Here is a 26,296-nt window from a genome sequence, read left to right on the forward strand (position 1 = left end):
CGGTGATCGGCCATATCTGGCCGGTCGGTGGCGGCGCGGGCGGACAACCGCACGCGGTCGGGAAGACTGAGTACGCGTACTCAGGACCGCACCGACCGCGCGACGGCAGCATGGCCGCATGAACCCCGCTAGAACGTACGTCGGTATCACCGCGGTGGGCTCCTGCCTGCCGGAGCGGGAACTGACGTCGCAGCAGCTCCAGGACGAGATCACCGCCGGCAGCGGCCTGCGCCTCCCCGACCGGATGTTCGAGAAGGCCACCGGCATCCGCACCCGTCGCTTCGCCGCCGAGGGCGAGTACGCCTCGACGCTGGCCCTGGGCGCCGCCCGCAGGGCGCTGGACAGCGCGGGCTACGACCCCGCCGACATCGACCTGCTGCTCTTCGCCTCGGCCACCCGGGACGTCTGCGAGCCGGCGACCGCCCACCTGGTCCAGGCCGAACTCGGCTCGCGGGCCCACGCTTTCGACCTCTCCAACGCCTGCAACAGTTTCCTGAACGGCATCGACACGGCCCGCGCGCTGGTCCTGGCCGGTCGGGCCCGGCGGGCCCTGGTGGTGACCGGCGAGACGCCCAGCCGGGCGATGCGGCGCGACCCGGGCGGCCTGGAGGAGTTCCGCGACGGGTTCGCCGGCTACACCTTCGGCGACGCGGGCGCGGCCGTGGTGGTCGAGCCGGTCGGGCGCGGCGGGATCCTGGACGTGGAGACCGAGACCGCCTCCGAGCACTGGGCGGTCGGCGGGATCCCCGGCGGCGGCTCACGGCATCCGCGCGGTGACGAGTGGAGCTACTTCCGGGGCGGCGGCAAGGAGTTGCGCGGCGTCTTCGAGAAGATCGGCGGCGACATCCTGACCCGGGTGGCCGCCCGCACCGGCCTCGGCTGGGACGCCTACGCCCGGGTGCTGGTCCACCAGGTGACGCTCCCCTACCTGGAGCGGTTCGTGGAACTGACCGGGGTGCCGGCCGAGAAGCTGGTGGTCACGGTCCCCGAGCTCGGCAACCTGGCCAGCGCCGCGATCGGCGTCCAACTCGACCGAATACACGATGACCTGTCGAGCGGTGACCGGGTGCTGATGGTCGGCCTGGGCGGCGGCGTCAGCCTGATGACGATGGTCTGGGAGAAGTCGTGACCGCGCTGTGGGTGGTGGTCCCGGCCTACCAGGAGGAGGCCCGGATCGAGGGCGCGCTGCGGGCACTGGCCGCCCAACGCGACCGCGCGTTCACGCTGCTGGTCGCCGACAACGGCTCCAGCGACGCCACGGTGGAGAAGGTGCGGGCCTTCGCGAAGGACGCGCCGTTTGCGGTCGAGCTGCTGGTGGAGCCGGAGAAGGGCGTCGGCTCGGCGATCGACACCGGGTTCCGGTACGCCATCGCGCGCGGCGCCACGCTGCTCGCCCGCACCGACGCCGACTGCCTGCCGCAGCCGGGCTGGACGGCTGCGGCTCGTGCCGGGCTGCTCGCCTCCGGGGGCCTGGTCTGCGGCCGGATCACCGCCCGGACCGACGAGCACGGCCCGGTCGGCCGCGCGGTGTTCCGCGTCCTGGTGGCACTCGGCGCGTGCTTCGGCCGGATCCGGCTCGCGCACCGGCGTCGGCACGGCTACCTGACGCCCTACCGGATGCACGCCGGCAACAACATGGCGATCACCGCCGAGCTCTACCAGGCGGTCGGCGGCATGCCGCGCCGGCCCTCGCCCACCGACCGGACGTTCATCAACCGGGTCCGCCGCCACACCACGGCGATCGTCCACCGCCGCGACATGGTGGTGCAGAACTCCACCCGCCGGATCCGCGCCTACGGCGTGCTCGGCACCGCCCGCTGGTACCTGGAACGCGGCGCCGGCCGGCGCCACGTCGACGTGCGCTGAGGAGGCCGCCGTGCTCGATCTGCTCGACCACACCCTGCGCCACGGCGGCGACCGCCCCGCGCTGCTCGGCTGCACCCGCGCCGGCACCGTCCGGGTCCGGGTGCGCTGCGGCGAACTCGCCGACCTGGCCGAGGGCTACACCGCGGCCCTGCACCACCGGTACGGGCTGCGCCCGGGCGACACCCTCGGCGTCGCGGTCCGACCCGGGCCGCACGCGCTGGCCGTCCTGCTGGCCGCGCACCGGCTCGGCCTGCGGGCCGCCGTCCTCGACCCGGCGGCCGGACCGGACGTCCTGCGGGCCCGGCTCGCGCTCGCCCCGCCCGCGCTGGTGCTGGCCGACGCCGCCGCGCAGGCCGTGGCCGGCTGGGCCCGGCCGCTGGCCCGCCGCGCCCAACTGGCCCTTCCCCCGCTGCGCACCCTCGGCCCGGTCGCCACCGTCGGCCCGCGCCGCCCGGCTGCGCACCCGCGCTGGCGGCGGCCCGGGCGCCGGCGCCCGTCCCGTACGACGGGGACGGCGACGCGGTGATCGTCTTCACCTCCGGCACCACCTCGGCCCCGCGCGCCGTGGTCCACTCCAGGGCCGGCCTCGCCGCCGGGATGCGGACGGTGGCCGCGCTGGTCGCCCCGCAACCGGGGGCGGCGGTGCTCGGCGGCACGTTCTTCGTCCTGGTGCCCGCGCTGGCGGCGGGCGCGAGCGTCGCGCTGCCGGCCCGCTCCAGCAGCGTCCTCGGGCGCCAGCTCGTCGCCCTGCGACCGGCGGAGACCTACCTGACCCCGCCACAGCTGCGCTCCCTCGACCACTTCACCGGCCGGGTCTGGACGGGCTCCGCGCCGGCCCCCGCCGAGCTGCTGGGCCGGGTGAAGCGGGCCGGCGCCCGGGAGGCCTGGGGCGTGTACGCCCTCACCGAACTGTTCCCCGCCGCCGTCGTCGAGGAGGCCGACAAGGCCGCCTTCACCGAGGACGGCGACCTGCTCGGCCACCCGCTGCCCGGCGTCGGCGTCCGGCTCGGCGAGCGCGGCGAACTCCAGCTGAGCGGGCCGAGCGCCCGCCACCGCTACCTCGGCGAGCAACCCGACCCGTGGGTCGCCACCGGCGACCGGGCCCGGCTCACCCCGGACGGCCGGATCGTGCTGGCCGGGCGGCTCAAGGACATGGTGCTGCGCCGCGCCGAGAACATCTACCCCGGCCTCTACGAACCCGCCCTGCACCTGCCGGACGTCGAACTCGCCGTCCTGGTCGGCGTACCGGCCGGCGACGGCGACGAGCGCCTGGTCGCCCTGGTCCAGCCGCGCCGGGGCGCCGACCCGCGCCGCCTGCGGGCCGACCTCCGGCGGCCGCTGGCCGCGATGGGCAGCGCCCGCCCGGACGCCCTGCTGCTCGCCGACGTCCCGCTCGCCGGCCGCTCCCGCAAACCCGACCGCGCCGCCGCCTCGCGGTACTGCGCCCGAGAGTTGGGCCTCTGATGACCCTGCCGACACACCCCGGGACGCACCCCCGGATCCGCGCCGCCCGCAGCGCGGACCGCCTGGTCTACCTGGCGAGCCACCCCGCGCTCTTCGGTCTCCTCACCGTCACCCGGCGCCGGCCCGTCGTACGCGTCGGCCGGACCGTGCTGGTGCACGACGCGCAGGCGTACCACCACGTCCTCACCCGCGTCCCGCTCGACCGGACCGCCGAGGGCACCACCGGCGGCGCGGCCGCCCGGCTGACCGACGGCGACCAGCTCTTCGACCAGGACGGTGGCGCCCACCGCTCCGCGCGCCGCGAGGTCTCCGCCCTCCTCGGCGCTCCGGGGGTGGCGGCACTGCGGCCGCTCTGGCGCCGGGTCCTGGCCGAGCGCCTCACCGAACTGCCCGAGCGCACCGACCTGGTCCCGATCGTGCGCGAGCTGGCCGGCGTCACCGTCGCCGCCCTGACCGGCAGCTCGGCCGACCCGACGGCGCTGGCCCGCGCGGCCTGCGATGCCGCGACCGCCGCCGCCCGCGACCACCTGCCCACCCTGCTGCCTCCGCTCCCCGCGCTCACTCGCCGTCCGAGCGCCCAGCAGGCCGTCGGCCGTCTCGCCTCCCTGCTCCCGGACGGCCGCGACGCGGCGCTCGCGGTCGCCGCCGTCAACACCACGATGGCCGCGCTGCCCCGGGCCGCCGCGTGGTGCGCGCGGGCCGGGCTCTGGGCCGGGCTCGGGCCGGACACCTCCCCCGCGCTGGCCGTCGAGCTGCTGCGCCTGACCGCGCCCTCGCCGATCCTGCCGCGGGTGGCGGCCGCCGACGCGACCGTCGCGGGCTGCCCGATCCGGCGCGGCGACCGGTTGATCCTGGTCGCCCGACACGCCGCCCAGTCGCACCGCGACACCCCGGACGATCCGCCCGCCGCCGCCCAGGCGGTCTTCGGCGCCGGCCCGCACGGCTGCCCCGGCGCCGCCCTCGCCCGCGCCCAACTGGCCGACTTCCTCACCGCGCTGGCCCCGCACGCGCCCCGCGTCCTGCGGTCCACCGTCGACCGGCGCGCCGCCCTCCCTGGGTACGCGGCACTGCTCGTCGGGAAGGGCTGATCGATGGCGCGCCTGCACGCCACCGACGGCGTCACCCCCACCACCGGCGTCACCGGCGTCACCATCGCCGTCACCGGTGCCAGCGGCTTCTGCGGCGGCGAGGTCGCCCGGGCGGCGGCCGCGCGCGGCGCCGAGGTGCTCTGCGTGGGCCGCCGCCCCGGCCCGGTGGGGCGGCATCTGAGCTGGGACGCCGCGACCGAGCCGCCCGACCTCGGCGGCGCGGACCTGGTGGTGCACTGCGCGGCGGCGGTCGGCGACCACCCGCCCGGCTCCCCCGCCGAGGCGGAGCAGTACGCGGTCAATGTCGCGGGCACGGCACGGCTGCTGGCCGCCGCGGCCGGCCGTCCGGTCGTCTGGGTGAGCAGCGCCAGCGTCTACGACCCCCGGCTCGACCGCTCCCGTGTCGCCGAGGAGCACCCGAGCGCCGGCGGCCAGCTCAACGCCTACGGGCGCAGCAAGGCCGCCGGCGAACGGCTCGCGCTGGCGGCGGGCGCCGTGGTCCTGCGCCCCCGCGCGGTGTACGGGACGGGAGACCCGCACCTGCTGCCGCGGGTGCTGGCCCGGGTGCGCCGCGGGCTGCTGCTGCTCCCCGGCGCCGACGTGTCGCTGAGCCTGACCGCCGTCCAGAACCTCGCCGACGCCTGCCTGGCGGCCGCGGGCTGGCCGCCCGGCGCCTACAACATCGCCGACGCCGAGCCCTACCGGCGCGACGAGGTGCTGCGCCGGCTGCTGGCCGCGCACGGGGTCCGGGCCAGGATCGGGCACGTGCCGCTCCCGCTGGTCCGGCTGGCCCGCCGGCGCTCGCCGGAGCTGACGCCGTACGCGGTGGACCAGCTGGCCAGCAGCGTGGTGCTGGACACCGCGAAGGCCCGCGCCCAGGGCTGGCGGCCCACGCACGACCTGGCCGACTACCTCGCCCGGTGCCGTTAGGGCCTGTGCGGGGCCGCCTTTCCCGGGTCCGATTCCGGCCAGTACAGTACGTGGATGGCTAACGTACGGGAGCAGATTCTCGCCGAGCTCGGCGTCAAGGCGGCTATCGCGCCCAAGGACGAAATCCGGCAACGGGTCGACTTCCTCAAGGACTACCTGCGGTCAACCCCGGCCAAGGGCTTCGTGCTCGGGATCAGTGGCGGCCAGGACAGCACGCTGACCGGCCGGTTGTGCCAGCTCGCCGCCGAGGAGCTGCGGGCGCAGGGGCACGAGGCCAGCTTCGTCGCCGTCCGACTGCCCTACGGCGTTCAGGCCGACGAGCACGACGCGCAGATCGCGCTGGGGTTCATCAAGCCCGACCGGTCGATCGAGGTGAACGTCAAGCCGGGCGCGGACGCCGTCGCCGCCGAGGCGGCACTCAGCCTGCGGGAACTGCTGGGCGAGGCGCCCACGCTGCGGGACTTCGTGCGCGGCAACATCAAGGCCCGTGAACGCATGGTGATCCAGTACGCGATCGCCGGGCAGCTCGGCATGCTCGTCGTGGGCACCGACCACGCGGCCGAGGCGGTGACCGGTTTCTTCACCAAGTACGGCGACGGCGGCGTCGACATCACCCCGCTGACCGGTCTGACCAAGCGTCAGGGTGCCGCTCTGCTGCAGGAGTTGGGCGCACCGGCGAGCACCTGGGAGAAGGTGCCGACCGCCGACCTGGAGGACGACCGGCCCGCGCTGCCCGACGAGGTGGCGCTCGGCCTGACCTACGCCCAGATCGACGACTACCTCGAAGGCGCCGACGTCGCACCGGAGGTGGCGGCGAAGCTGGAGTCGACCTTCCTCGCGACCCGGCACAAGCGGGTCGTCCCGGTCACCCCGCTCGACGACTGGTGGCGGCGCTGATCCGGAGGTAGGCGCGCCCCGGGGTGAAGTCCCCGGGGCTGGGGCCCGTTCACGCCCGCTGCGGGTTCAGTGGCCGCCGGCCGCGATCACCGCCGTCGGGTCCTGGTACACGGCGTCCAGGGCCAGCAGCGCGCCGCCGCGCGAGGTGCCGGCCAGGCCGAGCTGGGAGAGCACGATCTCGCTGCCGCCGGCGTCGGGGGCCATCACGAGCTCGCGCACCCGGGCGGTCACCGCGTCGATCAGGTGCTCGCCGAAGTAGGCGAAGTGGCCGCCGAGGACCAGCAGTCGGGGGTTGAGGATGTCCGCCAGCAGGGCCAGCCCCGGGGCCAGGTGGTCGGCGATCCGGCTGAGCGCCTCCAGGGTGCGGCGATCGCCCGCATGCGCGCGGTTGCGCAGCTCGGCGAGGCGTCGGCCCAGGTCGATCATCGGGTCGCAGACCATGTCCGCCGGATCGGCGGCGTAGCGCAGCAGGGCGTCGCGTCCCACCGTGGTCTCCCAGCAGCCGCGCCGCCCGCAGGCGCACGGCTCGTCCGAGGCGACCAGCCGCAGGTGTCCGACCTCGCCCGCGTATCCGCTGGTGCCACGCACGAGTTGGCCGCCGGCGATGATGCCGACGCCGACGCCGGTCTGACCAGTGACGTAGACCAGATCGCGCACGTTGTCGGCGGAGGCCAGTACGTATTCGGCCAGTGCGCCGAGCTTGGCGTCGTTCTCCAGGTGCAGTTCCGGGGTTCCGGGGCCGAGCCGCTCCCGCAGCCCGGCCAGCGCGCGGACCTCCCGCCAGCCGATGTTGGACGCGTACTTGACCACCCCCGCGTCCATGTCCACGGCGCCGGGGGTGGCCAGGGTGACGCCGACCACCTGACCGCCGGCGCCGCGCACGGCGGCGATGCCGTCGGCGGTCAGGCGGGCCACCGCGTCCAGCGCCGCCTCGACGCCCACGGCCCGTACGTCCAGGGGCGTGCGCTGCTCGAAGGTGACCTCGCCGCGCAGGTTGAGCGCGAGCAGGCTGATGTAGTCCACGTTGATCTCGGCGCCCAGGCCGTGGACGCTGCGGCCGTCGACCTCCACCGCCTGACCGGGCCGCCCCACCGCGCCGCGGTCGCGCTCGGCCTCGCCCTCCCGGACCAGGCCGCCGTCCAGCAGCTCGGCGATCAGGTGGGAGACGGTGGCCTTGGGCAGGCCTGTCTCCTCGGCGATCCTGGCCCGGGAACGCGAGCCGTCGTCGCGCAGCAGCCGCAGCACAAGGCTCAGATTGGCCCGCCGGGACGCGGACCGGTCCCGCGCGACGGCCGGGCGCGCCATGGCCAGATCGCGCACGCCCGTTCCCTGCAGCGCCTGCTTCACCGGACTGCTCCCCTCGTGTGGATGAACCCAGCCTATTGACTTGGCCGATATTAGTTCAAACAATAGCCGAACGAATCCGGCTTGTTCACGCTTCGAGCCTCTTCGATCCCGTGCTCTTCCCCCCACGACCTCCAGGAGACGTCCGTGAAGGCAAGAACCCACTCCCTGACCGCCGCGATCGCGGTCCTCACGGCAGCCACCGTCCTCAGCGGATGCTCCTCCAGCGGATCCGGCGGATCCAGCAGCTTCGGCGGATCCGGTTCGACGGCGTCGTCCGGCTCCGCCGGCGGCGTGGTGAAGCTGGACTTCTGGGGCTGGGCGCCGGGTTACGACCAGTCGGTGGCGCTGTTCAACAAGACCCACCCGAACATCCAGGTCAGCTTCGACAAGACCGCCTCCGGCTCCAAGGGCGGTTACACCAAGATGCTCACCGCGGCCAAGGCCGGCAACGCCCCCTGTCTGGGCCAGGTCGGCTACGAGACGCTGCCCAGCTTCGCCGCCGCCGGCGCTCTGGAGGACGTCAGCAAGTACGCCGGCGCCGCCAAGTCGCAGTTCGCCGACTGGACCTGGAAGCAGGTCACGATCGGCGGGCAGACCTACGGCATCCCGGTGGACACCGCCCCGATGGCCCTGATGTACCGCAAGGACCTGTTCGCCAAGTACGGCATCACCACCGCGCCGGTCACCTGGGACGAGTACGCGGCCGACGCCGCCAAGGTGCACGCCGCCGACCCCACCGTCTACCTCGGCGACCTCGGCAACGACGCCTACAACTACGCGGGCCTCGCCTGGCAGGCCGGCGCCGGGTGGTTCGGCACCGCGGGCGACCAGTGGCAGGTGAGCATGGCCAGCGCCGCCAACCAGAAGGTGGCCGGCTTCTGGCAGGGCCTGCTGGACAAGAAGCTGGTCAAGACCGACCCGAGCTACGACCCCTCGCTCTACAGCGACATGGCGAGTGGCAAGGTGCTCTCCGACGTCAACGCGGTCTGGGACGCGCCGATCATCGCCAGCAGCGTCAAGGACGGTGCGGGCCAGTGGGCGGTCGCGCCGATGCCGGTCTGGGACGCCGCCAACCCGGTCTACGGCAACGACGGCGGCTCGGCCACCGCGGTGCTCAAGGGCTGCGGCCACGCCAAGGAGGCCACCGAGTTCGCCACCTGGATGAGCACCGACCCGGACAGTCTCAGCAACCTGATCAAGGTCACCGGGATCTACCCGGCCGCCACCTCGGGACTGTCCAACCCGGTGCTCTCGGCAGCGGACCCCTTCTACGGCGGCCAGAGCATCTTCGACGTGTTCAAGGCGGAGAGCGCGCACATCAGCACCGACTGGCAGTGGGGCCCGACCATGACCCAGACCTCCACCGACCTCGGTGACGGGCTCGGCCAGGCCGGCACCGGCGGCACCACGCTGCCGAACATGCTCAGCACCGTGCAGACCAAGACGGTGGCCGGCATGAAGCAGCAGGGCCTGAGCGTCTCGGGCGGCTGACCCACCGTCAACCGAAAGGCAGTAACCTCCATGACCACCGCTCTGCACGAGCGGGCAGCCGGCCGGACGACGGCCGACGGCGCGCGCCGCACCGGCCGCCGGCGCGGGCGGCCCGTCGTGCTCTTCCTCGCCCCGTTCCTGCTGCCGTTCGCGGCGCTCTACCTGGCCCCGATCGGCTACACGGTCTACCAGAGCCTGTTCCGGATGCACCGCTCGGGCCTCGGCCTCACCGCCCCCACCCAGGTGTTCAGCGGACTCTCCAACTACGCGACGGCGCTGGGCGACGCGGACTTCCGCGGCTCACTGCTGCGGGTCCTGCTGATCGGCGCGGTGCAGGTGCCGCTGATGCTGCTGCTGGCGCTCGGCCTGGCCCTGCTGCTGGACGCCAGATCCACGCTCTTCAAGCGGTTCTTCCGGCTGGCCTTCTTCCTGCCGTACGCGCTGCCCGGCGTGGTCGGCGCCATCATGTGGTCCTACCTGGTCGCCCCCGGCCTGAGCCCGATCAGCGCGGCCGCCCGTCACCTGGGCCTGCACCTCGACCTGACCTCGAACGCCCTGCTGGCGCCGACCATCGGCAACATGCTGACCTGGGGCTGGACCGGCTACAACATGCTGATCATCTACTCCGCCCTGCAGGCCATCCCGGCCGAACTCAGCGAGGCGGCCACCATGGACGGCTGCTCGGCCTTCGGCATCGCCTGGCGGATCAAGGTGCCGCTGGTCCGCCCGGCGCTGGTGCTCACCACGGTCTTCTCGATCATCGGCACCGCCCAGCTCTACAACGAGCCGGCCATCCTGCACAACGTCGCCCCCAACCTGCCCAGCACCTACACCCCGATCTACGCGGCCTACGACGCCGTGAACGCCAACAACTTCAACGCCGCCGCCGCCGAGTCGGTCATCCTCGCGCTGCTCGCCTTCGTCCTGTCCTTCGGTTTCCTCAAGCTGGTCCAGCGCCGTGGAGGTTCCCTGTGAGCGCCGCCCCGCGTCAGTCGGCGGGACCGGCCCGCTGGCTGGTCCTCGGCGTCCTCCTGGTCGCCTCGGTGTACTTCCTGGCCCCGGTCTGGTGGTTGCTGGTCTCCTCGACCAAGACCAACGCGGACCTGTTCAGCGGCAACGGATTCTGGTTCGCCCGCTTCGCGCTCTTCGACAACGTCCAGCAGGTCTTCGCCCAACAGGGCGGCATCTACTGGCAGTGGCTCGCCAACAGCGCGCTCTACGCCGTCGGCGGCGCGGCCGTCAGCACCCTGATCGCCGCGCTGGCCGGCTACACCCTGGCCAAGTACCGCTTCCGGGGACGGGAGTTGACGTTCAACTCGGTCCTCGCGGCGGTACTGGTGCCGCAGCCGCTGCTCGCCGTCCCGCTCTACCTGATGTTCTCCCAGATCCACCTGGTCAACACCTACTGGGCGGTGCTGCTGCCCAGCATGGTCAGCCCGTTCGGGGTCTACCTGGCCCGGATCTACGCCGGGGCCTCGGTCCCCGACGAGGTCATCGAGGCCGGACGGATCGACGGCGCCGGCGAGTTCCGGATCTTCGCGACCATCGCACTGCGGGTGATGTCCCCGGCGCTGGTGACCATCTTCCTCTTCCAGTTCGTCGCGATCTGGACCAACTACCTGCTGCCGGTGCTGATGCTGGCCAACGACCACCTGCAACCGGTCACCGTCGGCATCGTCGGCTGGCAGGCCCAGCGCGGGATCGGCCCCAGCGCCGTGCCGTTCAACATCGTGATCACCGCGGCCGCGATCTCCGCGATCCCGCTGGTCGTCCTCTTCCTGTCCCTGCAACGCTTCTGGCGCTCCGGTCTGACCGCCGGCAGCACCAAGTGAGGAGGCCCCTCGTGCCCGCGAGGTACCACCTGCGCTTCCAGCTCCACCCCACCCCGGAGGCCGCCCAACACGCCAAGGAGCTGGCCAAGTTCTGCGGCGAGGCCGGCATCGACGAGGTGGTGCTGCTGCTCGGCGCCGAGGAGCTCTACACCGGCCACCCGACCGGCGCGGCCGAGGATCTGCTCTTCGAGACCGCGGCGACCGCGACCACGGTCCTGCGCGAGGCGGGCATCGGGGTCAGCCTCAACCCGTGGGTCACCGCCGGCCACGCCGACCGCGGCCGCGTCGACCGGCTCGGCTTCGCCCCCATGGTCGACCCCGAGGGCACCGCCGCCGTGGCCCAGGCCTCCTTCGCCTGCCCGCGCTGGCGCGGCTGGCTCGCCGCCCATTACGCCCGCTACGCCACCCTGGACCTGCGGGTCCTCTGGCTGGAGGACGACTTCCGCTACCACAACCACGCCCCGCTGCACTGGGGTGGCGGCTTCGAGCCACTGATGCTGGAGCGGTTCGCGGCGGTCGTCGGAAGACCGGTCACCCGGGAGCGGCTGGTGACCGCCGTCACCTCCCCGGGGGAACCCCACCCGTGGCGCGAGCTGCTGCAACAGGTCTGGCGCACAGCCCAGTTGGAGACCGCAGCACTGGTGGCGGCGGCAGTCGGCGCGCAGTCCGGCGGACGCGTCCAGCTCGGCCTGATGAGCTCCGAACTGGGCGTCCACTCGGTGGAGGGCCGTGACTGGCCGGCCCTGTTCGAGGCGCTCAGCATCGACGGCCGGGTCGCCCACCGCCCGCACTTCGCCCGTTACGGCGACGCCCCCGGACGTGAACTCAGCTTCTCCGTCTGGATGCTGGAGGCTCAACGGGCGCTGCGACCGGCGCATGCCACGAGCGAACCCGAGATCGAGAACTGGCCGCACACCGCCTGGTCCAAGTCCGACACGCAGACCTGGTCCGAACTGGTCGCTGCCCAACTCGCCGGATCCGACGCGATGTTCCTCAACGTCCACCCCATGCAGTCCGGGCGCGCCCAGCGCTTCCCGCGGATCGCCGACCTGCTGCGCCGCTCGCGCCCCGCCCTCGACTGGGTCGCCGAACGCCAACCGCGATCACCGCGCACCCACGGGGTCGGCCTACCGGTACCCCCGCAGGCGGCCGCGCATGTGCGCACCCGCACCGGAGGTGAGCTCGCCGAACTCGCCGTCGACGCCGGCCCCGCGGCCGATCTCCTGCTGCGCTACGGCGTCCCGGTCACCGCCGGCCCGGCCCCCGTGCAGGCGGTATTCGGCCAACTCGCCTGGTCCTTCGAGGACTCCGAGATCGAAGAGATGCTGTCGGGCGGGCTGCTGCTGGACGGCACGGCCGCCGAGGTGCTCACCCGGCGGGGCTTCGGCCACCTGCTCGGCCTGCGCGCCTGCGGCCTCGTCGAGCGCGAGGCCGCCGGCCTCGGCGGCCCGTACGCGCTCGAACACGTGGCGCGGGAGGACGCGTACCTGAGCGTCAACGTCCAGCCGGCGCTGGCCCTGCTCTCCCTCGCTCCACAGGCCGAGCCCTGGACCAGCATTCTGACGTCAAGTCAGCAGTACTGGGGGCCGGGCAGGTTCGTGTTCGCCAACGAACTCGGCGGCCGTGTCGCGGTGCTGGCCGCGACCGCGCCCGAGCTGCTGCCGTACGACGACGACGGCCAGCGCCTGCTGCACGCCATGGTCCGGTTCCTGGAGGGCGACCGGCCCACCCTGCCGCTGGTGAGCGGCGGCCCCCACCTGATCCCGCACCTCTCCCACTCCGAGCGCGGCTGGCTCCTCGCCGTGGCCAACGGCAGCGCCGACCCGGCCCGGCCGCGGATCGCGCTGCCGACCGCCCCCACGGCCCCCGGCGCCACCCTGCTGGCCCCGCTCGCCCCACCGACCTCGGTCCGCGTCACCGAGCACCACCGCGGGCTGAGCCTCGACCAGGACCTGCCGCACCGCGGCTGGCTGGTCGTGGACTGGCACTGACTCCACCGTGAACCCCCACGGCGGTGTGCGTTCCGCACAGCAAGGAGCATCCGTGTTTCCCACGTTTCCCCCACCCCGCGGCGCCCTGGTCGCGATCCTCGCCAGCGCGGCCCTGAGCCTGACCGGCCTGGCCGCCGGCCCGGCGGCCGCCACCCCCGCCGCCGTGCCCACCAGCGGCTACGGCGTCACCGTCGGCACCCCCGTCCCGTTCGGCCAGATCTCCGACAGTCCGGCCGCGCCCTTCACCGACAAGGACGGCAGCTTCCACTACCAGGAGTCCGACGCCCTCTACGGCGCCACCGACAACCGTTCCTGGAGCTTCTACAGCGGCAGCGACTTCGACTCCGCGACAGCCGACAACGCCCTGGACAACGCGGTCAACCCCGCCAACGCCAACGACAAGAACAACGACACCACCTGGCGCTGCAACAACAGTCCCACCGGCCTGACCGCGAGCTACTCCGTCGGCAACACCAGCTACGCCCAGAAGAACTACTGCGACCTGGTCGGTACCTGGGTCGACCCCGACACCGGCGACTGGTACGGCCTGGTACACAACGAGTTCACCCCCTCGCCGTTCAACGACGGCCTGCACTACGACGCCATCGACTACGCGGTCTCCACCGACCAGGGCCACACCTGGACCATCAAGGACCACGCCATCACCTCGCCGTACAGCACCCAGCGCGGCGACACCGGCCAGTTCCCCGGCCAGACCTACTCCTACGGCGACGGCGACCAGCGGCTGTACGTGGACACCGCCTCCGGCTACTTCTACGTCTTCTACGGCTCCCGCGTCATCGACAAGAGCGGCGGCTGGAAGGCCTTCTACGAGCACGCGGCACGCGCGCCGATCGCCTCGAAGATGGCTCCCGGCTCCTGGCAGAAGTGGTACAACGGCGCCTGGTCCCAGCCCGGTCAGGGCGGCCTGGAGAGCAACATGGTGCCGGTCGACTCCTCCCACCCCACCGGCTACACCCCGGCCTCGGCCGAGTACAACCCGGCCACCGCCGGGACCGCCGAACAGCAGATCGCGGCGGGCCAGATGCCGCCCACCTCACCGCTGTTCGTCATGGACGTCAGCTACGACGCCTACCTGGGCCTGTACATCGGCGAGCCGCAGGGGGTCGACCAGAGCGGATCGGCGCCGCAGCATTTCTACGCCACGGCCGACCTCTCCACCCAGAAGTGGTTCGCGCTCGGCGACACCGGCGGCTACCACACCGCCTCCTGGTACCGATGGTTCCTGGACGGCGCCAGCCGGACGAACAACACGGTCGTCGGCAAGACCTTCCGCTCGTACTGCGCGTGGTCCTGCTCGAACGGCTCCAACGGCGAGTACACCGATATCACGCTCAGCTCCCCGAGCCCGGCCGCGCCGGTGGACACCGGCAAGACCTATCGGATCGGCAACGCGGACGGCAGGGTGCTGGCCCAGTCCCAGGGCGGCTCGGCGGCCACCTCGCTGGCCTCGGCCACCGGCTCCGCGCTGCAGTCGTGGAGCTTCGCGGCCGACGGGGACGGCTCCTACCGGATCGTCAACTCGGCCACCGGGCAGCTGCTAGGAGTCGACTCGACCACCCAGGCCGGCCGCGCCTGGGGCGCCAAACCCACGGTCACCGCGGACAGTTCCTCGGTCGGCCAGCAGTGGTTCGTGATCCCCGGCACGGCCGGCGGATTCCATCTGGTCAACCGCTACAGCGGCCTGGTGCTCGGGCTCTCGTCCGACAGCAGCCGCGCGGCCGAGACCACACCCACCCGCAGCTGGACCAACACCACCGGCAACGCGGTCGGCGGCGCCCGTACCGCGGGCGAACAGACCCTGACGTTCACCGTGACCGGCACCGGCGTCAGCCTCAACGGCACCCACACGCTGACCACCTCGGGCAAGGCGCTGGACGACCCCAACCACTCCACCAGCGCCGGCACCCAGTTGGTCACCTGGAGCCCCAACGGCGGCGCCAACCAGAACTGGGTCCTCACCCAGCAGTCCGACGGCTCCTACCAGATCACCAACGGCCAGTCGAACCTGTGCATGGACGTCAGCGGCGGCTCCACCACAGCCGGCGCCCAGGTGATCCAGTGGACCTGCACCGGCAACGCCAACCAGCGCTGGACGGTGACCGCGGTCAACGGCGGCTACACCATCGCCTCCCGCAGCAGCGGCCTCCTGCTGACCACCGCCACCGGCTCGGACGGCTCGCTGGTCACCCAGCAGGCCGACACCGGCTCGGCGTTGCAACACTGGACGGTCAACTGAGCTGAGCCCGGCCCTCGGTGGAGCCTCACCGAGGGCCGGGCGCGCACCGCCCCCTCACGGCAGCAGGCCGGACGCGCGGACCTGCCAGGCCAGCGACGCCCCGAAACGGAGCGTGCCCAGCAACCCGACCAGGGCGAAAGCGACCCAGATCGGGATCGCCAGGATGTCCGGCCGCCCGGTGATCATCGTTGCGCCGTCCAGCCACACCCTGGTCGGACGGCCGTCCGGATACAGCTGGTCGGTGGAGCGCTGGGCGCTGAACGCGCGGCCGTCGACCGTCCAGTGGTAGGTGCAGCCGTAGGTGTAGCTGACGTGGTCCTGATCGTCCAGCTCCCGGCCCGTGGTCCGGCACGCGGTCATGGTGGCCGAAGCGCTGGGCAGTTCGTGCCGTTGGATCCGGATGGCGTCGGCGGCCTGGGCCGTCGCGAAGACGGTGCCCAGCGCGAGGGCCAGGAACAGCACGACTGCCAGACAGGCGGAGACGTACGCGCCGGCGGAGATCTCCCGGCGCAGCGGGCCTGAGGCCCCGAGCGCCACCAACAGGGCGGCCCCGCAAGCCAGTAACCACCCGCGCCGATCACCCGGAACGTCCTGCGAACCCGCCCAGACCACCGGCGCGGCGGCGACCGCCAGGGCGGACAGGGCCACCAGCACGGCCACGGCACACCGTCGGTGGAGGGTGCTCCACCGGACGGAAGGTTGGTGTGCCACGTTGCCCCCAGCTCGCTCCGCACATCCCCGACCGCCCCATCGTCGCGGCCGTCGCCCGCGGAGCACACCCTCCCTGCGAGTCTCTGCCGAACCGGTGACAGAACCGCGACATCGTCACGGGCCGGCCGGCCCGCTCAGGGCGCGAGCGCCGGTGCCTCTCGCCTCCCGACCGGTCCTGCCGGCTGCCGCGTCGCCGGCACGGTGCCCGACGCGGTGCCCGACGCGCCGCGCGGGTAGGCGCTCGGCGCCACGCCGACCAGCTCGGTGAAGCGGGTGCTGAAGACGCCCGGCGACGAGCAGCCGACCGCGCGGCGGACCTCGTCGACGCCGAGCTCGTCACAGCGCAACAGCAGCTCCGTCGCGCGCTCGACGCGACGTGCCGTCAGGTACGCGTAGGGCGACCTGCCGTAGGCCAGCCGGAACTGGCGGCTGAGCTGCCCGGCGGGCATCCGCGCGTCGCGGGCGAGCGCCTCGACGTCCAGCGGCCGCGCGTACTCCCGGTCGATCCGGTCGCGGACGCGGCGCAGCCGGGCGAAGTCGCTCAGCCGCTGCGCCGCGAGACGTGCACGTCCCCACGAGGGGTGACACATGAGGAGACTCCCTTTCGAGGGCGATGACCGCCTTGCCGGAACGGCTCAGCGAAGTTCCTGGATGCGGACCAGGTTGCCGGCCGGGTCGCGGAAGGCGCAGTCGCGGATGCCGTACGGCTGCTCGGTCGGCTCCTGGACGACCTCGGCGTCACCCGCCTGCACCTTCTCGAAGGTCGCGTCAAGGTCGTGGGTGGCCAGCAGGATCCAGCCGTAGGTGCCCTTGGCCATCATCTCGGCGATGGTGCGGCGTTCGTCCTCGGTGACCCCGGGGTCGACGGCCGGCGGCGCCAGCAGGATGGACGTACCGGGCTGGCCGACCGGGCCGACCGTGATCCAGCGCATCTTGCCCTGTCCGACGTCGCTGCGGACCTCGAAGCCGAGGGCGTCGCGGTAGAAGGCCACCGAGGCGTCCGGGTCGTCGTGCGGGAGGACGCTGGTGTGAATGGTGATGTCCATGGCGGTCATGCTAGGTGCGGCTTGGGGACGGCGCTTCTCGATTCCTGACCGATCTGGCCGCGGTTCAGCCCTGGCGCCGTTCAACCCTGACGCAGTTCGCCCGCTTCGCCGAGCCAGACCAGCCGGCCGCGCTCCAGCACGTGCACCAGGGCGTCGTCCGGCGCCCAGGGCGGCAGGGTCCGGGCGGTCAGCAGGACCGCACGGCCGGCCAGCGCCCGTTCGGCCAGCAGCCGGCGCAGCCGGACCGCCACGGCGGGGGCCAGCCCGCGTTCGGGTTCGTCGAGCAGCAACAGCGCCGGGTCGGCCAGCACGGCCCGCGCGAGGGCCACCAACTGTTGTTGACCGCCAGAGAGTTCGGTGCACCGGCGGCCGAACAGGGAGCTCAGCTCCGGGAATCGGACCACCGCACGCTCGGGCGGGCCGGACAGGCCGAGCGTCTCGGCCACCGTCAGAGTCGAGAAGACCGCTCGGCGGGCCGGAACCAGCACTACCCCGAGCGCGGCCCGGCGGTGGGCGGCCAGCGCGGTGACGTCCCGCCCGGCCACGGTGACCCGGCCCTGGTACGGGCGGGCGAGGCCCGCCAGGGTCGCCAGTACGGTGGAACGCCCGGACCCGTTGCGCCCGACCAGAAAGCCGAGCCGCCCGTTCGGGCAGCGCACGTCCACCCCGTGCAGCCGCTCGACCCGTCCGTCGCGGACCCGGACGCCGCGCAGCTCGGCGGCCAGCCCGCCCGTCGCCCCGCTCACCAGAGCCGCCGGACCCGCTGGTCGGCGAGCACCCGCTCGATCGGCCCGGTGGCCACCACCCGGCCGCCGTCCAGGACGTAGGCGAGTTCGGCGAGCCGGGAGACCAGCCCGAGGTCGTGCTCGACCAGCAGGACGCCGGCCCCCTCGCGGGCCACCAGGGCCAGCACCCGGGCGACCTGGGCGACCTGGCCCGCGTCGAGGCCGACCGAGACCTCGTCCACCAGCAGCACCCGCGGTGATCCGGCCAGCGCTCTGGCCAGCTCGACCAGCCGGAGCACGCCGAGCGGCAGGTCGCCCGCCGGCCGGTGGGCGAGCGGGGTCAGGCCCAGCAGCCGCAGCGCGCCGGCCACCCGGAGCGCGGCGGCGCCCGGCGCGGTCGGCCGCCGGCGCCGCTGCTCGGCGCCGACCAGGACGTTGTCCGCGACCGTCAACTCGGGGAAGACCGCAACCTGTTGGAAGGTCCGCGCCAGACCGAGCCGGGCCCGCCGGTGGCAGGGCGCCCGGGTGATGTCGAGGTCGTCGAGCAGGATCCGACCGCCGTCGGGCCGGGCCAGCCCGCTGAGGCAGTCGAGCAGCACGCTCTTGCCCGCGCCGTTCGGGCCGACCAACGCGGTGACCCGTCCGGGCCGGACCGTCAGGTCCACGCCGTCCACCACCGCCACGCCGCCGAGCCGCCGCAGCACCGCGCGCCCGGCCAGCAGCCCGGGGCGGCCCACCCCATCTCTCGTACCCGGGTCGGTCCGGTCGGTGCTCACCCGGCCACCATCCGCCGGATCCCGCCCGCGAGTCCGCCGGGCAGCCACCCCGCGCCCGCCGCGAGGGCGCCCACCACCACGGCCGACATCCCCGGCACCGTCGCCGCGTCCAACCCCACCAAGGCGAACGCCGCCAACACCGCACCCACCGCACTGTCCACCCCCGCCACCACCACGGCCGCGAACCAGAGCAGCCCCTGCACCGGGTCGAAGACCGAGGCGTCGAAGGCCTCCCCGGCCAGCGCGAGCAGCACCCCGCCCGCACCCGCCAGGCTCGCGCCCAGCCCGAAGACCAGCAGCTTGACCCGGGGCACCGCCACCCCCGCCGCCCAGGCGCCCGCCTCGTGGTCACGCATCGCCACCAGCGCCCGGCCCAGCCGCCCCCGCCGCACCGCCGCCACCAGCAGCGCACCCGCCCCGAGCACCGCCAACTCGGCGGCGTAGAAGGCGTGGTCGCCGCGGAGGAAGGCGGGCCGCAGCACCGTCAGACCGGCGGTGGCATAGGGCTGTTCGAAGACAAAGCGGCTCAGGCCGAGCGCCAGCGCGAAGGTCACCAGGGCCAGCACCAGGCCGCGCCGGTGCACCACCGGGCGGCCGATCAGCAGCCCGGCCGCCGCCAGCCCGAGCACGGTGACCACCAGCGCCGCGCCCGCCGGGATCCGTCCCGACGCGAGCAGCGCGGCGGCGAGTGCGCCCAGGCCCGCGAAGGCGCCCTGGCCCAGCGAGACCAGCCCGCCGCCGCCGGTCACCAGCACCACCGAGAGCAGGATCAACGCGAGCGCGGGCACCGTCAGCACGGCCCGCACCCCGCCCGCCCGCAGCGCCAGCGGGGTGAGCAGCGCGAGCGCGCAGGCGACGGCCGCCCAGCCCCGGCCCCGGCCACCGCCGGGCGGCCGCCCGAGCTGCGGGAGCCCGCCGCCGCCCAGCAGCCCCTGGTCGGCGAAGCCCTCGACGAATCCCCACGGCACCAGGGCGGCCACCAGCAGCGCCACCGCGAACAGGTTGGACTGCACGGCGTCCAGCAGCGGCCCCAGGGTGCCGGCCGGGTGCAGCCAGCTCAGCTCGGACTGACCGATACCCAGCGCGAGCCCGACGGCCACCGCGATCGGCAGGCTGCGCAGCCGGGCCGCCACCGCGACCGCCAGGGTCTCCATCACCAGCAACGGCAGCCCGTACGGGTCGAGCAGCACCAGCGGTGCCAGCAGCACGCCCACCAGCCCGGCCGCGAAGGAGCCGAAGGCCCAGCCGGCCGCCGCCACCCGCCCGGCGTTCACCCCGGCCAGTTCGGCCAGCGTCGGATCCGCGGACACCGCCCTGGCCCGCACCCCGAAGCCGGTCCAGCGCCCGACCGCCCAGAGCGCCACCGCGATCACCAGCACGGCGCCGAGCTGGGCCACCGCGTCCACCCGGAGCAGGTGGCCGCCGGGCAACGTGACGGTCCGCGCCGGGACCAGCGCCGGGACGTCGGCCAGCGGTGTGGTACCCCAGATCGCCGCGACCGCGCCGATCAGCAGCACCAGGACGCCGACGCAGGCCACCACCAACTCGCCGACAGCCGCCCGCCGCCGCTGGAGCGGTCCGAAAACGGCCAGCTGGAGCAGCATGCCGAGCCCGGGAGCCACCACCAGCAGGCAGAGCACCGCGCCCCACCCCACCGGCCAGCCCCGCACCACCACCAGCTCGCGCAGCAGATAGGCGATGAAGACGGCGATACCGCCCTGGGCCAGGTTGAGCACGCCGGTCAGCTGGTAGCAGACCACCAGCCCGACCCCGCTGAGCGCGGCCGCGGCGCCGACGGCCACGCCCGCCAGCGCGAAGTCGATCGCCAGCCCGGGGTCGGCCATCAGAGCGGGCCCTGTGCGGGCAGCACGTCCGGCTCGCAGACCGGACAGGGCGCCAGCCCGCGGGCCCGGATCGCCGCGCCGTCCACCGCGGCGGCCCGCGGCTTGCCCGCCACCAGCGGGCAGTCGGGGCGGTGGCACAGGGTGCCGCCGGGGACGGCGACCAGGCCACCGCCCCACGCCGCCGACTCACCCACGACCTCGCCTCCGGCCTCCCCTGTCGCCTCTCCCCCGGCTTCGGGGGGCCACCCGTCGACGGCGCTCGGCGCATCAGGGAGCGCGGGCGTGGCCGCATCGCCCGCGCCCGGGGTGCGCAGCGCCGCCCAGACCACGCCCGCCACGATGAGTGCGGCGCCCGGCGCGGTGGCGGACGCGAGGTAGGGGAGCTGGCGGGCGGTCAGCCGCTCGCCCGAGACCGCGTACCAGCCGAGCACGCACATCGCCCCGCCCAGCAGGGCCAGCAGCCAGCCGAACGGTGCGCCGGCGAGTAGCCGGGCGCGGACCGGGCGCCCCGAGCCGTCCATCGCGATCCTCTCCACCCCCCGCCAGGGGCCGGCGAGACCGCCGGCCGCACCGGCCGGCGCGGCCGCCCCTCGTGTTGCGGGCGGGCGGTCGATCGGCCTTCATAGTGTCACCTGCGTCACACCCGGTCGCAGCGCGACACCAGGCGGAGAACCCATGCGCAGCACGCCCAACGACCGACCGGCCGACTCGGCGCGGCACTCGTCCGCAGCCCCGCGCTCCCACCCGTCCGGCCGCCTGGCGGTCCTTCGGACCGTGGCCTGCGCGCTCGGGGCCGTGCTGCTGGTGGCCTCCTGTTCGAGCAGCACGAAGAGCAGCTCCGGCAGCACCCCGACCCCCTCGGCAAGCAGCGCGTCGTCGGCGACGCCGTCCGCGGCGCCGTCCGGGTCCGCCGCGGCCTCGCCGTCCGCCACCGGCACCGCCCCGGCCGACGTGGCCGCCGCCACGGCACAGGTCACCCAGAACTGGCAGAGCTTCTTCTCGCCGTCCACGCCGATCACCGCCAAGGCCGCGCTGTTGCAGAACGGCGCCCAACTCCAGCCACTGCTGGAGGCCTTCGCCGCCGACCCGCGGATCTCGCAGATCAGCGCGCAGGTGACGAACGTCCAGTTCAGCGACGCCAGTACGGCGATCGTCACCTACAACCTGTCGCTGCAGGGCCAGGTGGTGCAGCCCAACGCGGCCGGTCAGGCGGTACTGGAGAACGGCACCTGGAAGGTTTCGCAGAGCACGCTCTGCGCGCTGGTCGCGCAGAGCGGGAACACCGCGGCCGGCGCGGTGCCCGGGTGCAGCAGCTGACCCCACCGCGCACCGCCAGGGTGGCCGCCGCGCTGGCGGCCACCCTGCTGGCGTTGTCCGGCTCGCTGACCGGCTGCGGCACCCGGCTGCCGGAGAGCGACTTCGCCGCGCCGGCCCCGACGGCCGCCGGAGGCAACCCGGCCGGCGACACCGGGGTGACACCGGGGCAGATCAAGATCGGCATCGTCACCTCGCTGACCAGCCCGCTCGGCACCGAGGTGCTCTCCGGCCCCCGGTACGGCGCGCTGGCGTTCTTCCAGGCGCTGAACGCGGCCGGCGGCCTGCACGGTCGGACGGTGCAGGTGGTGACCTGCGACGACTCCGGCAGTGGTCTCGGCAACCAGAGTTGCGTGCACAAGCTGATCGACCAGGACCAGGTCTTCGCCTTCGCGGCCGGCAGCGTGCTCGACTACGCGGGAGCCCCGTACGTCAACGGCAAGGCGGTGCCGGACGTCGGCGGCCAACCGCTGGGCACCCAGTACGACACGTATCCGCACCTCTACGGGATCTACGGGAGCAACGCCCCGCGCGACGGCCGCTCGGTCGGCTGGGACGGGACGCTCTTCCTCAGCACCGAGGTCTACCGGTACTTCCGGCAGCGGCTGGGCGTGCGGCGGGCCGCGGTGGTCGCCTACAACCAGGCGGAGTCGCTGAGTTACGCGCACCAGATCGAGCAGGGCCTGACGGCCGAGGGCTACCACGTGCTGACGAAGACGGTGGACCTGGCGCTGCCCGCGTTCGCCGCGGTGGCTACCGCGATGGCCTCCGACGGCACCCAGATCGTCTTCGACGCGATGGACACCCGGGGCAACACCGGGCTCTGCCAGGCGCTGGACGCGGCGGGGGTGCGGATCACCGCCAAGGTGACCAACGTGCAGAACTGGACCCAGACGGTCGGCCGCGACTACGCGGCGGCGCCCGGCTGCCGCGGCGAACTGTGGGCCACCTCGTCCAGCCGCAACTACGCGGACACCCGGTACCCCGCCGTCCAGCAGTTCCGCAGTGCCATGAGCCGGTACTTCCCGGATCGCGAACCCCTGTTGTCAGCCTGGGAGTTGGAGGGCTGGGCGGGCGCGCAGTGGCTGACCGACGCGATGGACTCGTGCGGGGCGGCGCTGACCCGGGCGTGTGTGGAGCGCTTCATGAACCGGACCCAGCCCTATGACGCGCACGGGTTGCTGATCCCCGCCGACTTCGTCCGCGAGCCGCGCCCCAGCGGGCCGGTCCGCGCCTGCCTGAACGTGGCCCGCTGGCAGGACGTCACCCCGGCGGGTGGCCCCGGCTGGGTCACCCAGGTGCCCGACATGGACACCAACTGCTTCGACGTGCCGCAGCTGCCCTACCGGCCCTGAGCCACCGGGAGCCGCTCTCACCCCCCAGGGGCACGCTTTCGATGATCTATTGTGTTTGGTCTTGTGGGGTATTGAGCGGTGCAATATCGTATGGCACTGGCCGTCCCGGCCCCCCACCAGCCGTTGTCAGGACCGCCCTTCGGGTGGACACGACCCCGGCCCACCCACCCTCGGGAAGCCCCCACATGCGCACATCACCCCAACGCGTCGCCGGCATGCTCGCCGCCATGGCCCTGGCCGTCTCCGGCCTCGGCACCGCCTCCCTCGTCACCGCCGCTCCGGCTGCCGCCCTCGGCAACGGCAACGCCCTCACCCCGCCCATGGGGTGGAACTCCTGGAACAGCATGGGCCCGTCCGTCACCGAGGCCGAGGTCAAGCAGACCATCGACTTCATGGCGGCCAACGGCCTGGTGCAGGCCGGCTACAACACCGTCACCGTGGACGACGGTTGGTCGATGCGCCACCGCAGCGGCCAGAGCGCGGACTTCGCCAAGACCGCCGACAACGCCATGCAGTTGTACGACGGCAACGGCAACCCGGTCTCCGGCACCGACGGCAACGGCAACGACCCCACCAGCGGCCACCTGGTCCCCGACCCCACCTCGTTCCCCTCGCAGACCGTCAACGGCCAGACCCTGAACGGCATCCAGTACCTGACCTGGTACGCCCACAGCAAGGGCATGAAGTTCGGCCTGTACGGCACCGACACCTACACCACCTGCCAGGGCCACCCCGGCAGCCTGGGCCACGAGACCACCGACGCAGGCGACTTCGTCGCCTGGGGCGTCGACTTCGTGAAGTACGACGACTGCCCGTACGGCCCGACGATCACCGGCCCCGACGGCTACGCCTACTACCCGCAGGGCGAGGGCAAGGAGCTCACCGAGTCCATCTACGCCCGCACCCAGACCTTCCAGCGGGCCCTCGACGCGGCGACCTCGGCGGCGGGCAGGCCGAAGGTCACCCTCAGCCTGTCCGCCCAGCCCGCGCACACCGGCATCCCCTACCTGCTCAACGCCAACGACCCGGCCCGCACCGACCCGCTGATCCTGGCGGCCGGCGTCCAGCCGCACCAGGCGGCCGGCTACTACCCCACCGGAGTGTGGTGCGGCCAGGTCGCCAACATGTGCCGGATCGGCGGCGACCGGGACAGCGAGCTGGACGGCGTGCTCTACAACGGCCAGTTGCAGACCGCGTTGAAGTACCCGGGCAACGTGCACCCCGGCAGCTGGAACGACATGGACATGATGTTCGCCGGCTGGCAGGACCCGAACGGCGTCTGGGGCGTCACCGACACCTACAAGGGCGACAAGCCGTTCACCGACGACGAGTCGCGCACCGAGCTGTCCGTCCTGTCGATGATGGCCGCCCCGCTCATCTCCGGCGCCGACCTGCGCGCCACCGCCGACGCCCAGCACACCTCGAACGGCTACACCTGGTCCACCGGGATCAGCTCCTCCGCCCTGGGGCTGCTGAAGAACCCCGACATGATCGCCGTCGACCAGGACAGCCTCGCCAAGCCCGCCACCCTGGTCGGCACCATGCCCAACTACCCCGCCTCGCAGACGGCCCCGGTGATCCTCAAGCGCCAGCTCGCCAACGGTGACCTGGCCGTCGCGCTGGTCAACCAGGACCCGAACAACTGGGCCATGCCCAGCGCCAGTTTCGCCGACCTCGGCCTGACCGGCTCCAGCTACTCCTACCGCGACCTGTGGACCGGCTCCACCGGCACCCTCACCGGCACCGTCGGCGGCAGCTGGATCCCGGCGCACGGCGTCACGCTCCTGCGCATCGCCGGCGGAAGCATCGACATGGGCGGCACGGGCGGCGGCACCGGAACCGGCGCGGCGAGCGTCGTCGGCGACAACAAGTACCACGCGATCAGCGCGGGCGGCACCGGCGGCCAGGCGCTCGAGGTCCAGGGCGGCTGCTACGCCCCGACCGGCGGCAACTCCGACATCAACGCCTACCAGAGTGGCAACGCCGCCCAGCAGTGGCTGTTCACCCCCAACGCGGACGGCACCGTGCAGATCACCGACAACTGCTACACCGCCCCCCAGTCGCACACCGTGCTGGCCGGCGGCGCCGGAGTCGGCAGCGCCTACCTGCTCGCCCCCTCCGCCAACAACCCCTGGCAGAAGTGGAAGGTCACCCAGAACTCCGCCGGCGCCCTGACCATCACCAACGTCGGCAACGGCCTGACCCTGGACACCGCCGGCAGCACCGCCGGCTCGACCGGGATGACCAACCCGCCCAACCCGGCCGCCCCCGGCCAGACCTGGAGCGTCCTGTCCTGACACCGGACACGGTCCCGGTGGTCACCGAGCGCCCAGCCTCGGCGATCACCGGGACCGACCGCGTTCCAGCCCGGCCGAGCGGGTGACGGCCGAACCCGGCTGCGGCTCAGGGGGATTCGATGCGCTGGACGATCTGCTCGCACAACTCGTGGGTGCGCAGGGCATCGTGGGCGTCGAGGGTCTTGCCGGTGCGGACCGCGTCGAGGAAGAGGTGCACGACCTGTTCGATGCCGCGCTGGCGTGCGACGGGGACCCAGTCGCCGCGGCGGCGGATGGTGGGCTGGCCGCGGTGGTCGACCACGTCGGCGAGGTTGAGGACGGCGCGCTTGGAGTCGCCGCCGGAGACCTCAAGGACCTCCTCGGTCGCGCCGCTCATCCGGTTCATGATGCCCAGCGCCGTGAAGCCGTCCCCGGCCAGGGTCAGCACCAGGTGCTCCACCAGCCCGTCCCGCTTGCGCCAGCGGACGTCCACCTGCTCGATCTCGCCGGGCACCAGGAAGCGCAGGGTGTCCACCACGTGGATGAAGTCGTCGAAGACCAGGGTGCGGGCGGCCTCCGGCAGGCCCTCGCGGTTCTTCTGCAGGACGATCAGGTCGCGCGGGCGCTCCTTGGCCTGCACGTAGCCCGGGGCGTGGCGGCGGTTGAAGCCGACCATCAGGGAGCGGCCCAGCGAGTCGGCGAGGGCGGTCAACCGGGTTGCGCCGGCGAGGTGGTAGTCGAGCGGCTTGTCCACGTAGACGTCGATGCCGGCGGTCAGCAGGCGCTCGCTGATGGCCACGTGCTGATCGGTGGCGGCGTGCACGAAGGCGGCGCGGATGCCGCTGTCGATCAGCTCGCCGAGGTCGGTGAAGCGGGGGGCGATCCGGTAGGTGTCGCCGATCCGGTCGAGCTTGGCCCGGTCACGGGTCATCAGACGCAGGTCGAGGCCCGGCAGCGCCGCCAGGACCGGGAGGTAGGCCTTCTGCGCGATGTCACCGAGCCCGATCACCCCCACCGGAAGCAGGGCGTCGGGGGCGGGGGTCTGACTCATGGGATCTCCTGGCGTACGGACGATCATCGGGC

General features: G+C 73.5%; 24 protein-coding genes. 15 read left to right on the forward strand and 9 right to left on the reverse strand.

Translation table 11 applies throughout. The features are described 5' to 3' along the window. Positions 1-118 precede the first annotated feature (118 nt). From BS80_RS08435 to nadE, 7 genes are read left to right on the forward strand one after another with little or no spacing between them, the layout of a single operon-like run. The gene (locus tag BS80_RS08435; RefSeq protein ID WP_035795096.1) at positions 119-1,129 is read left to right on the forward strand and encodes a 3-oxoacyl-ACP synthase III family protein; all 1,011 of its coding nucleotides are present in this window, start codon (positions 119-121) and stop codon (positions 1,127-1,129) included. Continuing rightward, positions 1,126-1,866 (forward strand): glycosyltransferase family A protein, encoded by a 741-nt coding sequence (locus BS80_RS08440; RefSeq protein WP_232246409.1) that lies wholly within the window; start codon positions 1,126-1,128, stop codon positions 1,864-1,866. The genes BS80_RS08435 and BS80_RS08440 overlap by 4 nt, the downstream gene beginning before the upstream one ends. Before the next feature lie 10 nt (positions 1,867-1,876). Further along, positions 1,877-2,392 carry an AMP-binding protein gene (locus BS80_RS43480; protein WP_269676097.1) on the forward strand — a complete coding sequence of 172 codons (516 nt, stop codon included), beginning with the start codon at positions 1,877-1,879 and terminating at the stop codon, positions 2,390-2,392. Further along, positions 2,389-3,330, forward strand: a complete 942-nt coding sequence (locus tag BS80_RS43485; protein WP_269676098.1) for an AMP-binding protein — start codon at positions 2,389-2,391, stop codon at positions 3,328-3,330. Before BS80_RS43480 ends, BS80_RS43485 begins: the two co-directional genes overlap by 4 nt. Next, positions 3,330-4,418: a cytochrome P450 family protein gene (locus tag BS80_RS08450; protein WP_198045472.1), complete on the forward strand. Its 1,089-nt coding sequence runs from the start codon at positions 3,330-3,332 to the stop codon at positions 4,416-4,418. Before BS80_RS43485 ends, BS80_RS08450 begins: the two co-directional genes overlap by 1 nt. Positions 4,419-4,421: 3 nt before the next feature. Next, positions 4,422-5,348 carry an NAD-dependent epimerase/dehydratase family protein gene (locus BS80_RS08455; protein ID WP_051966365.1) on the forward strand — a complete coding sequence of 309 codons (927 nt, stop codon included), beginning with the start codon at positions 4,422-4,424 and terminating at the stop codon, positions 5,346-5,348. Positions 5,349-5,402: 54 nt separating this feature from the next. Next, positions 5,403-6,245, forward strand: coding sequence for an ammonia-dependent NAD(+) synthetase (gene nadE / locus BS80_RS08460; protein ID WP_035795098.1), 843 nt, complete (start codon positions 5,403-5,405; stop codon positions 6,243-6,245). Positions 6,246-6,311: 66 nt separating this feature from the next. On the opposite strand, the gene BS80_RS08465 is transcribed toward nadE, so the two are convergent. Beyond that, the gene (locus BS80_RS08465) at positions 6,312-7,592 is read right to left on the reverse strand and encodes an ROK family transcriptional regulator (RefSeq protein ID WP_198045473.1); all 1,281 of its coding nucleotides are present in this window, start codon (positions 7,590-7,592) and stop codon (positions 6,312-6,314) included. Between the two features lie 144 nt (positions 7,593-7,736). Here BS80_RS08465 and BS80_RS08470 point away from each other — a divergent pair, with 144 nt between their 5' ends. The 5 genes from BS80_RS08470 to BS80_RS08490 are packed head-to-tail and all read left to right on the forward strand — an operon-like array spanning position 7,737 to position 15,166. After that, positions 7,737-9,083, forward strand: a complete 1,347-nt coding sequence (locus BS80_RS08470) for an extracellular solute-binding protein (protein WP_035795099.1) — start codon at positions 7,737-7,739, stop codon at positions 9,081-9,083. Between the two features lie 30 nt (positions 9,084-9,113). Next, complete coding sequence (locus BS80_RS08475) at positions 9,114-10,058, forward strand: carbohydrate ABC transporter permease (protein ID WP_035795102.1); 945 nt, start codon at positions 9,114-9,116, stop codon at positions 10,056-10,058. Further along, a complete protein-coding gene (locus tag BS80_RS08480) occupies positions 10,055-10,915 on the forward strand; it encodes a carbohydrate ABC transporter permease (RefSeq protein ID WP_035795105.1) in 861 nt (286 codons plus the stop codon). Before BS80_RS08475 ends, BS80_RS08480 begins: the two co-directional genes overlap by 4 nt. A gap of 11 nt (positions 10,916-10,926) precedes the next feature. Beyond that, on the forward strand, positions 10,927-12,906 hold the full coding sequence (locus BS80_RS08485; RefSeq protein ID WP_035795108.1) for a hypothetical protein: 1,980 nt from the start codon (positions 10,927-10,929) through the stop codon (positions 12,904-12,906). Positions 12,907-12,958: 52 nt separating this feature from the next. Next, positions 12,959-15,166 (forward strand): RICIN domain-containing protein, encoded by a 2,208-nt coding sequence (locus tag BS80_RS08490; protein ID WP_198045474.1) that lies wholly within the window; start codon positions 12,959-12,961, stop codon positions 15,164-15,166. Positions 15,167-15,220: 54 nt separating this feature from the next. Here BS80_RS08490 and BS80_RS08495 read toward each other — a convergent pair whose 3' ends face one another. The 7 genes from BS80_RS08495 to BS80_RS08520 form a co-directional block, all read right to left on the reverse strand. After that, positions 15,221-15,826 carry a hypothetical protein gene (locus BS80_RS08495; RefSeq protein WP_035795111.1) on the reverse strand — a complete coding sequence of 202 codons (606 nt, stop codon included), beginning with the start codon at positions 15,824-15,826 and terminating at the stop codon, positions 15,221-15,223. Between the two features lie 185 nt (positions 15,827-16,011). Further along, entirely contained in the window at positions 16,012-16,467 is a 456-nt protein-coding gene (locus BS80_RS08500; RefSeq protein WP_035795113.1) for a helix-turn-helix domain-containing protein, read from the reverse strand. Positions 16,468-16,512: 45 nt separating this feature from the next. After that, the gene (locus BS80_RS08505) at positions 16,513-16,923 is read right to left on the reverse strand and encodes a VOC family protein (RefSeq protein ID WP_035796993.1); all 411 of its coding nucleotides are present in this window, start codon (positions 16,921-16,923) and stop codon (positions 16,513-16,515) included. An 80-nt stretch (positions 16,924-17,003) separates the two neighbouring features. Next, positions 17,004-17,669, reverse strand: coding sequence for an ATP-binding cassette domain-containing protein (locus BS80_RS08510; RefSeq protein WP_232246410.1), 666 nt, complete (start codon positions 17,667-17,669; stop codon positions 17,004-17,006). Beyond that, positions 17,666-18,424, reverse strand: coding sequence for an ATP-binding cassette domain-containing protein (locus tag BS80_RS41720; RefSeq protein ID WP_232246411.1), 759 nt, complete (start codon positions 18,422-18,424; stop codon positions 17,666-17,668). Before BS80_RS41720 ends, BS80_RS08510 begins: the two co-directional genes overlap by 4 nt. Further along, positions 18,421-20,268: an ABC transporter permease gene (locus BS80_RS08515; protein ID WP_051966366.1), complete on the reverse strand. Its 1,848-nt coding sequence runs from the start codon at positions 20,266-20,268 to the stop codon at positions 18,421-18,423. The genes BS80_RS41720 and BS80_RS08515 overlap by 4 nt, the downstream gene beginning before the upstream one ends. Then, complete coding sequence (locus BS80_RS08520; protein WP_035795114.1) at positions 20,268-20,789, reverse strand: hypothetical protein; 522 nt, start codon at positions 20,787-20,789, stop codon at positions 20,268-20,270. The genes BS80_RS08515 and BS80_RS08520 overlap by 1 nt, the downstream gene beginning before the upstream one ends. Before the next feature lie 154 nt (positions 20,790-20,943). Here BS80_RS08520 and BS80_RS08525 point away from each other — a divergent pair, with 154 nt between their 5' ends. From BS80_RS08525 to BS80_RS41725, 3 genes are all read left to right on the forward strand, one after another. Then, positions 20,944-21,585 carry a hypothetical protein gene (locus tag BS80_RS08525; protein ID WP_051966367.1) on the forward strand — a complete coding sequence of 214 codons (642 nt, stop codon included), beginning with the start codon at positions 20,944-20,946 and terminating at the stop codon, positions 21,583-21,585. Further along, positions 21,582-22,937, forward strand: coding sequence for an ABC transporter substrate-binding protein (locus BS80_RS08530; protein ID WP_083974629.1), 1,356 nt, complete (start codon positions 21,582-21,584; stop codon positions 22,935-22,937). The genes BS80_RS08525 and BS80_RS08530 overlap by 4 nt, the downstream gene beginning before the upstream one ends. Positions 22,938-23,122: 185 nt before the next feature. Then, positions 23,123-25,234 (forward strand): alpha-galactosidase, encoded by a 2,112-nt coding sequence (locus BS80_RS41725; protein ID WP_035795116.1) that lies wholly within the window; start codon positions 23,123-23,125, stop codon positions 25,232-25,234. A gap of 106 nt (positions 25,235-25,340) precedes the next feature. On the opposite strand, the gene BS80_RS08540 is transcribed toward BS80_RS41725, so the two are convergent. After that, a complete protein-coding gene (locus BS80_RS08540; protein ID WP_035795117.1) occupies positions 25,341-26,264 on the reverse strand; it encodes a Gfo/Idh/MocA family protein in 924 nt (307 codons plus the stop codon). Positions 26,265-26,296 lie beyond the last annotated feature (32 nt).

The sequence above is a fragment of the Kitasatospora mediocidica KCTC 9733 genome, from assembly GCF_000744225.1.
GTDB lineage: Bacteria > Actinomycetota > Actinomycetes > Streptomycetales > Streptomycetaceae > Kitasatospora > Kitasatospora mediocidica.